At 73.2% G+C, this 15,061-nt stretch carries 15 protein-coding genes; 9 read left to right on the top strand and 6 right to left on the bottom strand.

The window, feature by feature from the left end; genetic code table 11:
* Positions 1 to 75 precede the first annotated feature (75 nt).
* Complete coding sequence (locus ACA511_RS37530) at positions 76 to 777, top strand: ATP-binding protein (RefSeq protein ID WP_375029486.1); 702 nt, start codon at positions 76 to 78, stop codon at positions 775 to 777.
* 55 nt (positions 778 to 832) lie between these two features.
* Here ACA511_RS37530 and ACA511_RS37525 read toward each other — a convergent pair whose 3' ends face one another.
* Positions 833 to 3,322 (bottom strand): DNA topoisomerase (ATP-hydrolyzing) subunit A, encoded by a 2,490-nt coding sequence (locus ACA511_RS37525; RefSeq protein WP_375029485.1) that lies wholly within the window; start codon positions 3,320 to 3,322, stop codon positions 833 to 835.
* A gap of 136 nt (positions 3,323 to 3,458) precedes the next feature.
* On the opposite strand from ACA511_RS37525, the gene ACA511_RS37520 reads away from it, so the two are divergent.
* From ACA511_RS37520 to ACA511_RS37500, 5 genes are all read left to right on the top strand, one after another.
* Entirely contained in the window at positions 3,459 to 4,634 is a 1,176-nt protein-coding gene (locus ACA511_RS37520; RefSeq protein WP_375029484.1) for a lactate 2-monooxygenase, read from the top strand.
* A gap of 28 nt (positions 4,635 to 4,662) precedes the next feature.
* Positions 4,663 to 5,943 carry an alpha-amylase family protein gene (locus ACA511_RS37515; RefSeq protein WP_375029483.1) on the top strand — a complete coding sequence of 427 codons (1,281 nt, stop codon included), beginning with the start codon at positions 4,663 to 4,665 and terminating at the stop codon, positions 5,941 to 5,943.
* Between the two features lie 91 nt (positions 5,944 to 6,034).
* Positions 6,035 to 6,679, top strand: coding sequence for an ATP-binding cassette domain-containing protein (locus ACA511_RS37510; protein ID WP_375029482.1), 645 nt, complete (start codon positions 6,035 to 6,037; stop codon positions 6,677 to 6,679).
* 53 nt (positions 6,680 to 6,732) lie between these two features.
* Entirely contained in the window at positions 6,733 to 7,878 is a 1,146-nt protein-coding gene (locus ACA511_RS37505; RefSeq protein WP_375029481.1) for a sensor histidine kinase, read from the top strand.
* A complete protein-coding gene (locus ACA511_RS37500) occupies positions 7,875 to 8,480 on the top strand; it encodes a response regulator (protein WP_375029480.1) in 606 nt (201 codons plus the stop codon). The genes ACA511_RS37505 and ACA511_RS37500 overlap by 4 nt, the downstream gene beginning before the upstream one ends.
* A gap of 28 nt (positions 8,481 to 8,508) precedes the next feature.
* On the opposite strand, the gene ACA511_RS37495 is transcribed toward ACA511_RS37500, so the two are convergent.
* The 5 genes from ACA511_RS37495 to ACA511_RS37475 form a co-directional block, all read right to left on the bottom strand.
* Positions 8,509 to 9,198 (bottom strand): class I SAM-dependent methyltransferase, encoded by a 690-nt coding sequence (locus ACA511_RS37495; protein ID WP_375029479.1) that lies wholly within the window; start codon positions 9,196 to 9,198, stop codon positions 8,509 to 8,511.
* A gap of 39 nt (positions 9,199 to 9,237) precedes the next feature.
* On the bottom strand, positions 9,238 to 9,987 hold the full coding sequence (locus ACA511_RS37490) for an SDR family NAD(P)-dependent oxidoreductase (RefSeq protein WP_375029478.1): 750 nt from the start codon (positions 9,985 to 9,987) through the stop codon (positions 9,238 to 9,240).
* Positions 9,988 to 10,067: 80 nt separating this feature from the next.
* Positions 10,068 to 10,649, bottom strand: coding sequence for a TetR/AcrR family transcriptional regulator (locus ACA511_RS37485; RefSeq protein WP_375029477.1), 582 nt, complete (start codon positions 10,647 to 10,649; stop codon positions 10,068 to 10,070).
* A gap of 33 nt (positions 10,650 to 10,682) precedes the next feature.
* Complete coding sequence (locus ACA511_RS37480) at positions 10,683 to 11,258, bottom strand: hypothetical protein (protein WP_375029476.1); 576 nt, start codon at positions 11,256 to 11,258, stop codon at positions 10,683 to 10,685.
* A gap of 94 nt (positions 11,259 to 11,352) precedes the next feature.
* Positions 11,353 to 11,802, bottom strand: coding sequence for a hypothetical protein (locus ACA511_RS37475; protein WP_375029475.1), 450 nt, complete (start codon positions 11,800 to 11,802; stop codon positions 11,353 to 11,355).
* A gap of 339 nt (positions 11,803 to 12,141) precedes the next feature.
* On the opposite strand from ACA511_RS37475, the gene ACA511_RS37470 reads away from it, so the two are divergent.
* From ACA511_RS37470 to ACA511_RS37460, 3 genes are read left to right on the top strand one after another with little or no spacing between them, the layout of a single operon-like run.
* Entirely contained in the window at positions 12,142 to 13,398 is a 1,257-nt protein-coding gene (locus tag ACA511_RS37470; protein ID WP_375029474.1) for a histidine kinase, read from the top strand.
* On the top strand, positions 13,386 to 14,033 hold the full coding sequence (locus tag ACA511_RS37465; RefSeq protein ID WP_375029473.1) for a response regulator: 648 nt from the start codon (positions 13,386 to 13,388) through the stop codon (positions 14,031 to 14,033). The genes ACA511_RS37470 and ACA511_RS37465 overlap by 13 nt, the downstream gene beginning before the upstream one ends.
* Positions 14,030 to 14,902 carry a DUF4097 family beta strand repeat-containing protein gene (locus tag ACA511_RS37460; protein WP_375029472.1) on the top strand — a complete coding sequence of 291 codons (873 nt, stop codon included), beginning with the start codon at positions 14,030 to 14,032 and terminating at the stop codon, positions 14,900 to 14,902. Before ACA511_RS37465 ends, ACA511_RS37460 begins: the two co-directional genes overlap by 4 nt.
* Positions 14,903 to 15,061 lie beyond the last annotated feature (159 nt).

Genomic DNA, 15,061 nt, shown 5'->3' with positions numbered 1-15,061 from the left:
TCGGACGCGGCCGAGGTGGTTCGGGCGGGCGGGTGTGCGGTTCGGGTGCTGCCGCCGGAGGCTCGGTGTGCCGGGGTGGCGCGGGAGGCCGTCCGGGAGACTCTTGGGGCGCTGCGGCTGGCCGAAGGCGTGGTGGACGACGCGGTCACGATGGTTTCCGAGCTGGCGACCAACGCGTTCGTGCATGCGCTGGGCGGGCGGCCGCTGTTGGTCATGCCCACGGCCGGGCTGCCTGAGGTGCAGATCTACGGACGCGGGCGCGGGCGGGGGACGGAGGTCGTGGTGCGGGTCTTCGACTCGGCGTCATGGTGCGGGACGGTGCCGTCCGGGGCGGGGAACCTGCGTCCGCCGACGGAGGCCGAGGGCGGGCGCGGGCTTGAGCTGGTCAACGCCTTGACCGTGGAGCACGGTGGGCGGTGGGGCGCGCATCGGAGCCGGTCGCAAACGGGGCTCACGCCGGTTTCCGGAAAGGTCGTCTACTTCACGCTGCCTGTGGCGATGCCGTGGCGTCCGACACGGCGGGACTGCCACGAGGCGGCTCGGGAGCTACGGCGGCTGCTCGCCGCGCGGGGGATCGGGCCGCTGCATCTGAACGAGGGGTGGCGGATGGCCGTCGTTTCGGTACGGGCCGAGATCACGGTGTGGGTGCGGGACGAGACGTTCTTCATCACCCTGCCGGGGGCGGGTGCCGCGTGCCACCCGGTCTGCGATGTTGTCGAGGTGGCGGAGGCGATCGTCCGGTGCAACGAGGATCTCAATGCCTGTGCTCGCAGGTGAGATCGTCCGGCGAGGGGGAGAGGCCCCGGGGAGTGCGGCCCCGGGGCCTCTGGGGTCACTCTTCGGCTGTTTCGTCTTCTTCTGGGGCGGGGCCTATGGGGCCGCTGATGGAGACGATGGGGTTGTCCAGGGGGTCGCCGGAGCCGTCTCGGCGGCCCATGGTGACGTTCAGCATCGCCGGTTTGCCGTTGGCGGCCGCGGCGCGCAGGGGTGTCGGCGCCGCCCAGGCCTGGAGCAGCACGTCCTCGCCCTTGAGGAAGCGGTGGGCCCGGACGCCGCCCGTCGCGCGGCCCTTGGCCGGGAAGTCGGCGAAGTCGGCCAGTTTGATCGCGCCCGTCTGGGTGCCGGGGAGCGCCGAGGACGCGCCCGAGATCGTGATGACGCGGGCCTCGCGGGCCGGGTCCAGGGCGCCGAACCACATGGCGGTCGCGCCCTCCGCCAGTTTGATGCCCGCCATGCCGCCGGCGGCCCGGCCCTGCGGACGGACGAGGGACGCGGCGAAGTGCAGGAGCTGGGCGTCGGTGGTGATGAAGACCAGGTGCTGTTCCTCGGAGAGGAGCTGGACGGCGCCGATGACCCGGTCGCCCTCCTTGAGGCCGATCACCTCGAACTCGTCGCGGTTGGCCGGGAAGTCGGCGACCACTCGTTTCACCACGCCGTGGGCCGTCCCCAGGGCCAGGCCGCCGCCTTCATCGCCCACGGCGGCTATGCCCACGACCGTCTCGTTCGGTTCGAGGTCGACGTACTCGGCCACCGGGGCTCCGCCCGCCAGGGACGGAGGCGTCGCCGAGGGGGGCAGGGTCGGCAGGTCCAGGACGTCGACGCGGATCATCCGGCCGAGGGACGTCACCGCGCCCACCTGGCCGCGCGCGGTGGCGGGGACCACCGAGGTCAGGACGTCGTGCTGGGCGCGGGGGCCGCTGTCGGGGAGGGGCGACGCGTCGTGGGTGCGGGCCATGAGGCCGGTGGAGGAGAGCAGCACCGTGCACGGGTCGTCGGCGACTTCGAGAGGGACGGCGTTGGCGGCCGTCTGGCCCGAGGACTCGAGGAGGATCGTCCGCCGGGGGGTGGTGAACTCCTTGGCGACGTCGCCCAGCTCCTTCGAGACCACGCCGCGGAGCTTGCGCTCCGAGTCGAGGATCGCGGTGAGGCGGGCGATCTCCTTGGCGAGCTGCTCCTTCTCCTTCTCCAGTTCGAGCCGGTCGTAGCGGGTGAGGCGGCGGAGCGGGGTGTCCAGGATGTACTGCGCCTGGATCTCCGACAGCTCGAAGATCTGCATGAGGCGCTGCTTGGCCTGGGCGGCGTCGTCGCTCTGCCGGATGACCTGGATGACCTCGTCGATGTTGAGGAGGGCGATCAGGAGGCCCTCGACCAGGTGGAGGCGGTCCTCGCGCTTCTTGCGGCGGAACATCGAGCGGCGGCGGACGACGTTGATGCGGTGGTCGACGTAGACCTGCAGCATCTCGCGCAGCCCGAGGGTGCGCGGCTGGCCGTCGACGAGGGCGACGTTGTTGATGCCGAACGTCTCCTCCATCGGCGTCAGCCGGTAGAGGTCGGCCAGGACGGCCTCGGGGTTGAAACCGTTCTTGATCTCGATGACCAGGCGGAGGCCGACCATGCGGTCGGTGAGGTCCTTCAGGTCGGAGATGCCCTGGATCTTCTTGTTGTTGACCAGTTCCTTGATCTTGGCCTTGACGCGTTCGGGCCCGACGGCGTACGGCAGTTCGCTGACGATGATGCCCTTGCGGCGCGGCGTGACGTTCTCGATGGTGACCGTCGCGCGGGTGCGGAAGGTGCCCCGGCCGCGCTCGTAGGCGTCGCGGATGCCGTCCAGGCCGACGATCTTGCCGCCGGTGGGCAGGTCGGGGCCGGGGACGAAGCGCATCAGGTCTTCGAGGGACGCGTCGGGGTTGTCGATCAGGTGCCGGGCCGCGGAGACGACCTCGCCGAGGTTGTGCGGCGCCATGTTCGTCGCCATGCCGACCGCGATGCCGGACGCCCCGTTGACCAGCAGGTTCGGGAACGCGGCGGGCAGGACCTCGGGCTCGCGCTCCTGCCCGTCGTAGTTGGGGCGGAAGTCGACCGTGTCCTCGTCGATCGACTCGACCAGCAGCATCGCCTCGCGCGACATGCGGGCCTCGGTGTACCGCATGGCGGCGGGCATGTCGTCGCCGCCGAGCGAGCCGAAGTTGCCGTGCCCGTCGACGAGCGGCATCCGCATCGCCCACGGCTGCGCCATCCGCACCATGGCGTCGTAGATGGCGCTGTCGCCGTGCGGGTGCAGCTTGCCCATGACCTCGCCGACGACGCGCGCGCATTTGACGTGCCCGCGGTCGGGGCGGAGCCCCATCTCGTTCATCGAGTACAGGATCCGGCGCTGGACGGGCTTCATGCCGTCGCGCGCGTCGGGAAGCGCCCGCTGGTAGATGACCGAGTAGGCGTACTCGAGGAAACTGCCGCGCATCTCGTCGGAGACATCGACGTCGACGATGTTCTCTTCGAAGTCCGGCGGCGGGGGAGGGGCTTGGGATCCGCGTCGTGCCATGCCCCACATTGTGGCCGGTCCCAGGGACATCTTTCGCCAGCCCCACCGGGCGTGCCGCCCAACTCGGTGGATTGGTGCCGTTCCGTCACCTTCCCGAACCTGGCAGATTGAGGACGGACGGTTTCGATTTCCCCAGGTGGAGGTTTCCTTGAGCGGGCTGGCCGACTTCCAGAACTCGATCTACCTTCAGGGGCTCGGCGACGTCGTCCCGTCGCTGCCGACGGACCTGACGAAGCTGGAGGGCCTCGCCGAGCGGGGGCTGTCGGCGCAGGCGTTCGGGTACGCGGCGGGGTCGGCGGGCAGCGAGTCGACGGCGCGGGCCAACCGGGCGGCGTTCGAGCGGTGGCGGATCGTGCCCCGCATGCTGCGGGACGTCGCCCACCGGGACCTGTCGGTGGACGTGCTGGGCACCGCGATGCCGTCCCCGGTCCTGCTCGCGCCCATCGGCGTCCAGTCCATCTTCCATCCGGACGGCGAGCTGGCCGTCGCGCGGGCGGCGGCGGCCGAGGGCGTGACGATGGTGCTCAGCACCGCGGCCTCGTATTCGATGGAGGACGTGGCCGAAGCCAATGGTGACGGGCCGCGCTGGTACCAGTTGTACTGGCCCAAGGACAGGGAACTCGCGGTCAGCTTCCTGGAGCGGGCCAAGGCATCCGGTTATACGGCCCTTGTCGTCACTCTCGACACGTTCACGCTGGCGTGGCGTCCACGCGACCTGGACCGGGCATACCTGCCGTTCCTGCGCGGGATCGGTGTCGCGAACTACTTCAGCGATCCGGTCTTCCAAAAGGCCGTCGGCGGGGAGGTCACTGCCGCCAACCGGGACATGGCGATCCTGCACTGGGTCGCCAACTTCGGCAATCCCAGCCTGACGTGGGACGACCTCATCTTCCTGCGGGACCACTGGGACGGCCCCATCGCGCTCAAGGGCATCCAGCACCCCGACGACGCCCGCCAGGCAGTGGACGCCGGAATGGACGCCGTCATCGTCTCCAACCACGGCGGACGCCAAGTGGATGGGGCCATCGCCTCACTGGACGCACTGCCCGGTGTGGTCGAGGCCGTCCACGACCAGGCGACCGTCCTGTTCGACAGCGGAATCCGGACGGGATCGGACGTCGCCAAGGCTCTCGCGCTCGGGGCCAAGGCCGTCCTGGTCGCGCGTCCGTACGCGTATGCGCTGGCGCTGGCGGGCCAGGCGGGAGTCCAGCATGTGCTGCGCTGCCTCCAGGCCGAACTGGAGCTGACCATGACCCTCTCCGGGATCAGGACTCCGGACGAGTTGACTCCGGACGTCCTCGTGCGCGCGTAGCGACACCATTTCGGGTAGGGACCCGTGCATGCGCTGGCCCGATCACGCCATCTGGTGGCACGCCTATCCGCTCGGTTTCGTCGGCGCCGAACGTGAGGCCCTCCCAGCGAGGACGGCCCCCGAACCACGGCTCGCAAGGCTCACGGGCTGGCTCGACCATCTCGTCGGGCTCGGCTGCAACGGGCTCGCCCTCGGGCCGGTGTTCGCGTCCGAGACCCACGGCTACGACACCGTCGACCACTACCGCGTCGACCCGAGGCTCGGCGGCGAGGACGACCTGCGGCGGCTCATCGACGAGGCGTCCCAGAGGGGCGTCAGAGTTCTGCTCGACGGTGTCTTCAACCACGTCGGACACGGCTTCGACCCCTTCGGCGACCTCACCGCCAGGGGCGACGACTCCCCGTACCGCAACTGGTTCCACCCGGACCTGCGCACGTTCGAGGGCCATGACCGCCTCGTCACGCTGAACCACGCCGAACCCGAGGTCGCCGACTACGTCACCGACGTCATGACCCACTGGCTGGAGCGCGGCATAGACGGATGGCGACTCGACGCCGCGTACGCCGTCCCGCCACCGTTCTGGCGGCTGGTCACAGACCGGGTCCGCGCGCGCTTCCCCGACGCATGGTTCGTCGGCGAGGTCATCCACGGCGACTACACCGGCCTCATCGAGCACACCGGATTCGACTCCATCACCCAGTACGAACTCTGGAAGGCCATCTGGAGCTCGCTCAACGACCGCAACTTCTTCGAACTGGCCCATGCCCTCGGCCGGCACAACACGATGCTCGACACGTTCGCCCCCCAGACCTTCCTGGGCAACCACGACGTGACCCGCATCGCGAGCCGCCTGAGCGAGCCGCGGCTCCGCGAGCACGCGCTGGTGGTCCTGATGACGGTGGGTGGTGTTCCGTCCATCTACGCCGGCGACGAGTTCGGTTTCGAGGGTGTCAAGGAGGAACGCGCCGGCGGGGACGACGCCATACGACCGGCCTTCCCGGAACGTCCCGACGAGACCGCCGGATACGGTTCCCCCCATCACCGCCTCCACCAGAGCCTGATCGGCCTAAGGCGCCGCCACCCGTGGCTGGTCCGCGCTCAGACGACGGTCGCGACCTTGACCAACACGGCTCTCTCCTACACAGTGGGGCACGGCGCAGAACGGCTCGCGGTCGTCCTCAACCTGGACGGCGAGCCAGCCAAGGCGGACCTGCCCGCCGCGAACTGGACGTGCGCAGCCGGTGAAGCGAGCTTCACCACCGACGGCGCCACCGTCCCGGCCGCAGGATGGGCGATCGCCGAACCATGACATTCGTCATGGGTCACCCCTGAAATCCTCACGTGCGGTTCCTGACGCCTGTGACTGACCGTCCGCGCTGCCGGCGGCCAGCATGGATGTCATGAAGGCACCTGTGATCGAGGTACGCGACCTGGACCTGAGCGAGGCCGTGCGGAACGTCTCGTTCACCGTGGCCGAGGGCGAGGTCTACGCGCTGCTGGGCCGGTACGGCTCCGGCAAGACCGCCCTCCTGGAAATGCTCGCCGGGCTGCGCCGTCCCACAAGCGGAACCGTCCGCCTCCACGGCGCGGACCCTTACAGCGAGCGCGACTCCGCGCGCGCTGGGGCCGTCTGGCACGACGGCGGCCTGTTCCCAGGGCTCACCGTCACCGAGATCATCGACACGTGGCGGCGCTGGACGCTCGACCCGCTCACCCGTGACGAGGCCCTCCGCCTGGCTCGCCTCGCCGACGTCGCCGACGTCGCGTTCGAGCACCTGACCCCCGGGCAGCGGCGCATGCTCGACATGGCCCTCGCCCTCGTCGGACGGTCCGACGTCCTGTTCCTGGACGAACCCACCGCCGGCCTGGACGACGCGTCCGCCCGCGAGGTGTGGGCCGCCCTGCTGATGCTGGCCGCGCACGGGGTCAGCGCGGTGGTCGCGACCCGCGACCCCGGCGAGGCGTGCCGCGCCGACCGGGTCGGGGTCCTGGACGAGGGCCGCCTGGTCACCGGCCGGGACGCCGTCCGGCTCCGCGCGGCCTGACCGGCCGCCGGCCGTTCCGCCGCACCCCCGTGCCGGCCGCATACGCTGGGCGCGTGCAGCCCAGGATCCCGCGCCCCACCGTCATCGCCGCGATCATCGTGGGGATGACGGTGCTGACGCTGGCGGGCTTCCTGCTGCCGCCGCTCTGGTACGAGATCATCGAGCGTCGGGAGGCCGGCCGCCTGCTCCTCGCCCTCAGCGGCGTCGGCGTCGCGTTCACCCTGTACGCCCGGCTCCTGTGGCAGAACCTGATGCGCCGGACCGCGCCCGCGCACCGGCTCGGGCTGGCCGCGATCGCGCTGGTCTGCTGGGCGATGCCGCTGCTGCTCGGCACCGGCGCGGGCTGGGGCAACGCGCTGCTGGTCCCGTCCGGGCTGATCGCCGTCGTCCTCCCCGTCCGGGAGGCGATCGCCGTGACGGCGGCGGCGACCGTCCTGACGCCCGTCTACGGCGCGCTCCTCGGGCTGCCCGCGCTGACCGTCCTGTACGAGGTCACCGGGGTGCCGCTCGGCGCCTTCTCCGGTTATGTCACGGTCTGGCTGTTCCACGTCGTCCAGGAGCTCCGGGAGGCGCGGGCCGAGCTGGCCCGGTCCGCCGTGGGGGAGGAGCGGCTCCGCTTCGCCCGCGACCTGCACGACGTCCTCGGCCACAGCCTCCAGGCGGTCGCGCTGCGCGCCGAGGTCGCCGAACGGTTCCTGGAACGCGACGACGGGCGCGTCCGCAAGGAGCTGACCGAGATCCAGACGATGGCGCGGGACGCCGTCCGGGACGTGCGCGAGGTCGTCCGCGGCTACCGCGCCACGTCCCTGCGCACCGAGCTGGACGGCATGTCCGCCGTGCTGCGCGCCGCCGGCATCCGGTGCGAGCGGCCCGAGGTGTCCCCGGCGCTGCCCGCGCACGTCCACGAGCCGCTCGGCTGGGTCGCCCGCGAGGCGGCCACCAACGTCCTGCGGCACTCCAGCGCCGCCTGGTGCGAGATCACCGTGCGGGCCGGCCGCGACAGCGTCCGGTTGGAGATCGTCAACGACGGCGCCGGGCGCCGCGCGGGCGACGCGGGCAGCGGCCTGACCGGCCTCGCCGAGCGGATCGCCGCCGCCGGCGGCGAGTTCTCGGCGGGCCCGGCGGGCGAGGGGACGTTCCGGGTGACGGCCGCCGTTCCCACCACCGCCGTGCCCACCGAAGCGAAGGACGAGGCATGATCCGCGTGCTGCTGGCCGACGACCACCTCCTGATCCGCGAGGCGCTCGTCCTCCTGCTGGAGACCGAGGACGGCATCGAGGTCGCCGCCGACGTCGGCCGCGGGGACGAGGCCGTCGACCGCGCCCTCGCCCTCAAACCCGACGTCGCCGTCCTCGACATCGACATGCCCGGCCTGGACGGACTCGCCGCCGCCGAACGCCTCTCCCGCGACCTGCCCGCGTGCCGCCTGGTGATCGTGACCGCGCACGGACGGCCCGGGAACCTGCGCCGCGCGATGGCCGCCGGCGTCCGCGGCTTCCTCGGCAAGGACGCGCCCGGCCGGCAGCTCGCCCAGGTCATCCGGCAGGTCGCCGCCGGCGCCCGCTACATCGACCCGCAGCTCGCCGCCGACGCCCTCGCCGCCGAGGAGTGCCCCCTCACCCGGCGCGAGCTCGACACCCTCCGCGCCGCCGCCGGCGGCGCCCCGGTCTCCCGCATCGCCCGCGACCTCGGCCTCTCGGAGGGCACGGTCCGCAACTACCTCTCGGCCGCCGTCACCAAGCTCGGCGCCGACAACCGCCACGCCGCCGCCCGGACCGCCCACGACCTCGGCTGGCTGTGACCCGCCGAGGCCGGGGTTCGGGCCCGGGTCAGCGGCGGGCGAGGACCAGGGAGCCCCGCTTCGTCACCGGGAGGGGCGTGTCGAGGTGGGCGGCGGCCTCGGCCGCCTGGGGGCGGGGCATGCGGCGGGCGATCAGGTAGTCGCGGATCGCGGCGCGGTCGGGAAGCGTGATCAGCGGGGCGTCCCAGCGTTCCACCTCGACCTCGCCGAAGACCTCGCCGACGCGGTCCGGGGCGTCCTCGGCGTCGAACGGGGTGGGCTCGGGACGCCAGACGGGCGACAGCTCGGGGCTGTCGTCCCGGCAGATCGCGGAGACGAGCAGGAGCCCGCCGGGGGCGAGGACGCGGCGTGCCTCGCGCAGCGCGGGGCACGGATCCTCCAGGTGGTAGAGCATGTTCACGGCGACGGCGGCGTCGAACGCCCCGTCGCGGAACGGCAGGCGCAGCGCGTCGGCCCGGACGCGCGGGCCCGGATGGGCGGCCAGCAGCGCGGCGGACGCGTCCAGGCCCACGAGCCGGAGCGGCGGACGGCGGGGGAGGGCCGCGCTGAGGGCGCCCTCCCCGCAGCCGATGTCCAGGACGAGGGACGCACCGGCGGCCAGCAGCTTCGAGGCGATGTGGTCGTGCAGGCTCCGCGCCCCGATCAGGTACTTCCTGGTGACCCTTCCGGCGAGACGGAAGCGCTCCGGGTCGGAGTCGTAGTCGGGTGTGAGGGCCATGCTCAGAGTCTGCCCGGTGAGCCGCCTCGAAAAGCGTCGTCAGGCGGTGCTGCCGCCGTCGATGACGAGGTCGTGCCCCACCACGTGGGCCGACGCGTCGGACGCGAGCCACAGGACGGTCGAGGCGACCTCGGACGTGTTCGCCACACGCCCTGCCGGGATCGCCCCACGCATCCGGACGGCGCGGCCGGTTTCGCTCTCGCCCGGTAGCAGCGACATGGGGGTGTCGCTTGCCCCGGGGCTGACGGCGTTGATGCGGACCCCGTCGGCGATGTGGTCGAGCGCGGCCGTGCGGGTGAGGACGCTGACCCCCGCCTTGGACGCCGCGTACGCCGCCATGCCGGGCCGCCTCCCGTGGGCCCCGATGTTGGACGAGACGTTGACGATCGTCCCGCCGCCGTGGGCCCGCATGTGGGCGATCTCATGCTTCATCGACAGGAACACCCCGGTCAGGTTGACGTCGAGGACGTCGCCCCAGGCGGCGGCGCCGAGGTCGGCGACGGGCCCGACCGGGCCGAGGATCCCGGCGTTGTTGACCGCGACGTGCAGGCCGCCGTGGCGTCCGGTCACCGTCTCGACCATCCGGGCGGTGGACGCGGCGTCGGTCACGTCGGCGACCACGTGATCGGCCGTGCCGGGGCCGATCTCCTTGGCGGCGTCGGCGAGCGCGGTCACGTCGCGCCCGGCGAGGACCACGGTGGCGCCCGCGCGGGCGAAGGCGTGCCCGATGGCGCGGCCGATGCCGCCCGCGCCGCCGGTGATGAGGACGATCTTGCCGTCGAAGGCCATGCCGTGACTCCTAGATTCTAGATCGAACGTTCTCGAATATGGGCGTGCGGAAACCCGGCCGGCCCGGCCGGGAACAGCGATCAGTCGAGGAGGGACAGCGCCTCGCGCGCCGCGTCCCGGAGGCGGCCGTCGTCGGCCGGGGCGCGGCCGAGGACCCGCATGCCCTGGAGGAGGACGAGCAGCAGCCGGGCCAGGGCGCGCGGGTCCTTGCCAGGGGACAGCTCGCCCTGCGCCCGCGCGCGGGTGAGCGCCGACGTCAGGGACGCCTCAAGGAACGACCAGCTCGCCTCGACCAGCCGGGCGGCGTCGGCGTCGCGGGCGGCCAGCTCGACCGCCGTGTTCACCACCAGGCAGCCGCGTCGGGGCCGGTCGCGGGCCGACTCGTCGGTGTAGCGCCCGATCAGCGCGCGCACCGCCGGCAGGACGGGCCCCGGCTGCGACAGCGCCTCGGCGATCTTCGGATCGGTGTCCTGGAGGTAGCGTTCGAGCGCCTTCAGGTAGAGCTCGCGCTTGCCGCCGAACGTCCCGTAGATGCTCGCGCGGGCGATGCCGAGATGGTCGACGAGGTCGGCCATGGAGGTCGCCTCGTACCCGCGCTCCCAGAACAGGTCGAGTGCGCGCCCGAGAGCGGCGTCGGGGTCGAACTCCTTGGTCCGTGCCATGATCGGGACGATAACCCTTTCAGGAACGAACGGTCAAATATCGGCTCCCTGCGGGCGGGCGGGGACGGCCGGGTGGTCGAGGTCCATGGCGTCCAGCACGGAGCCGTCGCCGGCGAGCGCCTCCACGACCGGCCCCCGGCGGGCGCCCCACACGACGACGACGTGCCCGTGCTCGGGGACGTCCAGGATCCGGTTGCCGACCCGGACCCGCGCCACCTCCGCCGAGGCCCGGAGCCGCGCCTCGTTCACCCACTTGGCGCCCCACGGCAGCAGCCGGTTGGAGTTGCGGACCGTCCGGCCCGACCCGTACTTCAGCAGGTGGCGGCCCATCTCCCCGGACGAGCGGCGCGCGAGCGGCTCGGCGGGCGCCGACCCTCCGGCGCCGCCCAGCTCCCGCCACTCGCCGTCGCGGCGGTGGAAGGTCCAGCCCTCGATGAACGCGGACGCGTCGCCCCACTGGTGGAGGAACGTGACGACGGCGACGTCGCCGTCCATATCGAGGCCGAGGGGAAGGAAGTCCCGTCCATCCTGGAAGGCGGCGGGAGCGGGGACGGGAAGGCCGTCCCGGAGGAGCCGCATGCACTCCTCGTGCACCTCGTGGTCGTTCATGTCGGGACCTCTGGATCGTGCAGGCAGGAGAAAGGGCCCTCTCGCGAGAGGGCCCTCACGTGGCACTCACTCTAGAGGTCCGGCTCGTCTGGTTTCACCCATCTGGCGTACTCCCGTCAAGGCTTTGCCGAGCACTGTTCACCCAATCGTCGATCACGGCTCCACGCTGCGTGAACGGCCGCGCGGCCAGGGTCGCGCACAGGGCCGCCAGCGGAAGTTCCAGCCCGGCCGCGAGCATGATCGCCGAGGCGCGTCCGGCGCCCGGCGCGGCGGTCGCCACGTCGAACCACGCGTCCGCCGCCAGCAGCGCCCCGGCCGCGGCGGCGCCCAGCCCGTACCGGGGGTCGCGGCGGAGGAGCAGCACGCCCGTGCCCAGCAGCGCGGCGGCCTCCATCGCGTCCAGCCCCACCCAGGCCGTGGACCAGTTCGAGACCGTGGCGGTGGACGGCATGGTGGTCGCGAGCACCCACATCCACGGCATCAGCGCCGCCGCGCCCCCGACCAGCCCCCATCCGATCCACCGCCGGTCCGCCGCCCGCCGCACGGCGGGACCGAAGGCGCCGCGAGGCGGGCGCCGAACGGGCCCGCGGCCGGTAGGCGCGCAGTCCGCCAGGGGCCTGACCGCGACCGGGACGCCCGCCGACGACCGCGAGGCCGGCGTGACGCGCGACGGGGCTCCGCGGCGGCGAGGCGCGGTGATGACCATGCGGACTCCTGTGGAGGCGATCGAGGCGCATCCGCTCCGGATGCGTGATCAAAGCCTCGCCGCGGCGTCCATCACGGTCAGTAGCGCCGCTATCCGACTCGGGGTGGCACTAGGTTCACCCCCGGGCCTCCGGCCTGGTCCATGGTGGCGGACGAAATGCGGCAATACGGTTGCTCCATGGCATCGATCACCGCGGCCCGCCGGGCCCGCGTGCGCGCGCCGTGGTCGGCGGAGGCGTGGCGCGACACGGTGTTCGTCGCCTCCGGGGTGCCGCTGCAACTCGCCGGATGGCTGATCCTCGGCTCGTTCTGGACGGCCTGGACACCCGTGGCCGTGACGCCGGTCCTGATGCTCACCGGGGCGTCGATCCTCCTGCTGCTGCTCGCGCTGCGGCCGCTGACGGCCTGGCAGCGGGAGCGGTGCTGGGCGATGCTCGGCCTCCGCATCCCCCGCATGCCGGACCTCGACGACGGTCGTCCGTGGGACCCGCTCCGCAACCTCCGCTCGCCGGACCTGTGGCGGGTCCTGCGGTACCACCTGGTCGCGGGGCCGCTCCTCGCGCTCGGCGGGGTGACCGTGATCCTGACGTGGACGGCGGGCTCCGTCCTCGTGACGTCGGGCCTGTACGCGTGGGCCCTGCCGGCCGGCGCGCAGACCGGCCGGCCGTCGCACGTCGCCGCGCTCACCGCGGCCGGCGTCCTGCTGCTGGCGGCGGCGCCGTGGGCCGCGGCGGGAGTCCGGCGGCTGGACGCCCGCGCCGCCGCCGCGCTGCTCGGCCCCGACCGCGCGAAGGAACTGGAGCGCCGCGTCGAGGACCTGGCCGAGAAGCGCGCCAGCGTCGTGGACGCCGCCGACATCGAGCGCCGCCGCATCGAGCGGGACCTGCACGACGGGGCGCAGCAGCGGCTCGTGTCCCTCGCGCTGAACCTGGGCCTCGCCCGCGAGACGCTCACCGGCGTCCCGGACGCGGCCATGCGGGTGATCGCCGAGGCGCACGAGGAGGCCAAGGAGGCGCTGGCCGAGCTGCGCACGCTGGTCCGCGGCCTGCACCCGGCCGTGTTGGAGGACCGCGGCCTGGACGCCGCGCTGTCCGGCGTCGCCGCCCGGGTGCCGCTGCCCGTCCGGCTGCGGGTCGAGGCGGAACCGCGCGCCTCGTCCACGGTCGAGGCCGTCGCCTACTTCGTCGTGTCGGAGGCCCTGACCAACGTCGTCCGGCACGCGAAGGCGCGCGAGGTCGACGTCGCCGTCCTCCGCGACGGCGGCGTGCTGCGGGTGACCGTCCGCGACGACGGCGCGGGCGGCGCCGACCCGTCCGCCGGGACGGGCCTGACCGGGCTCGCGCGCCGCGTCCGGTCCGTGGACGGTACGTTCCGGATCGCCAGCCCCGCCGGGGGCCCGACGACCGTCACCGTGGAGCTGCCGTGCGCGTTGTGATCGCCGAGGACTCGGTCCTGCTGCGGGCCGGGCTGATCAAGCTGCTGGAGACCTCCGGGTTCGAGGTCGCGGCGGCCGTCGGGGAGGCCGAGGGCCTGCTCGCCGCCGTGCGCGAGCACCGCCCCGACGCGGCGATCGTGGACGTCCGGATGCCGCCCGGCTTCACCGACGAGGGCGTCCGCGCGGCGCTGGTGATGCGGCGGGAGGCGCCGGAGGTCGCGGTCCTGCTGCTGTCGCAGTACGTCGAGGAGCGGTACGCCGCCGACCTGCTGTCGACCAGCACGAGCGGCGTCGGCTACCTGCTCAAGGACCGCGTCGCGGACGTCTCGGTCTTCCTGGAGGCGCTGCGCCGCGTCGCGTCCGGCGGTACCGCCCTGGACCCCGAGGTCGTCTCCCAGCTCCTGCTGCGCCGGCATCGCGACCCGCTCGACCGGCTCACCCCGCGCGAGCGGGAGGTCCTGTCGGTGATGGCGGAGGGCCGCTCGAACGCGGGGATCGCGGCGGCGCTGGTGGTGAGCGAGAGCGCGGTCGCCAAGCACATCAACGGCATCTTCGCCAAGCTCGACCTGCCGCACGCCGAGGGCGACCACCGCCGGGTCCTCGCCGTCCTGCGGTTCCTGGACGGCGAGACGTGACCGCCGACGGCCCGGACGGGCCCCTGCGGCACGGCCCGGACGGGCCCCTGCGGCACGCCCCGGACGGGCCCCTGCGGCGGGGTCCGGACGGGCCCCGGCGGCGCGGCGTCTGGATCGCGCTGGCGATCGCGACCGCGCTGGTCGTGGTGGCGCCCGTGCTGCCGGCGGCGCTCGGACGGGCCGTCCGGCAGACCTCCTCGTCCGTCACGCCCTACCACCACGCGATCAGGGAGCTGCGGCTCGACATGGAGGGCGCCGCCGTCTCGGTCGGCCCCGGACCGGACGGCGAGGCGCGCGTCTACAAGGACCTCCGGTGGGGGCTGCGCGAACCCGGCGTCACCGAGTCGCTCGTCGACGGCGTCCTGTCCGTCGCCTTCCGCTGCGGCGGGACGGGGCTGCCCGGCGGCGGCTGCGGCGCCGACATCGACGTCCGGGTGCCGGCGGGCACGCGCGTGTCGGCGGTGTCGGGGGCCGGGGAGATCGACGTCCGGGGGCTGACGGGCGACCTCGATCTGCGGACCGGGTCGGGCCGGATCGGCGTCGCGGGCGCGCGCGGCAGGCTCCGGCTGCGGGCCCGGTCGGGTGCGATCACCGGCACGGGGCTGGCGTCGCCGGAGACGCGGGCGCGGGTGTCGTCCGGCGCCCTCGACCTCCGCTACGCCGAGCCGCCGCGGACGGTGGAGGCGTCCGCCGGTTCGGGCGCCGCGAAGATCATTGTGCCGCCGGGCTCGCACTACGCCGTCCAGGCCGGGACGGGTTCCGGGGACGTCCACCTGAACCAGGCCGTCATAGACCCGCACGCGCCAGGATCGATCTCCGTGCACACCGGGTCCGGCACCACCTACGTCGACTACCGCGACGAACCGTGAACCCGGCCGGCGCGCCGTCCCCGTCCCCGTCCCCGTCCCCGTCCCCGTCCCCGTCCCCGTCCCCGTCCCCGTCCGCCGCCGTGACGCGCAGCGATCAATGTCACACCGGCTGGGTTTGCGTCACTGGTGTGGAGCCGGTTAACTGCTGACATGTCCTCC

Source organism: Actinomadura sp. GTD37 (assembly GCF_041951365.1).
GTDB lineage: Bacteria > Actinomycetota > Actinomycetes > Streptosporangiales > Streptosporangiaceae > Spirillospora.
Note: the sequence above shows the minus strand (reverse complement) of the source record. Positions and strands in the feature narration are given on the sequence as shown.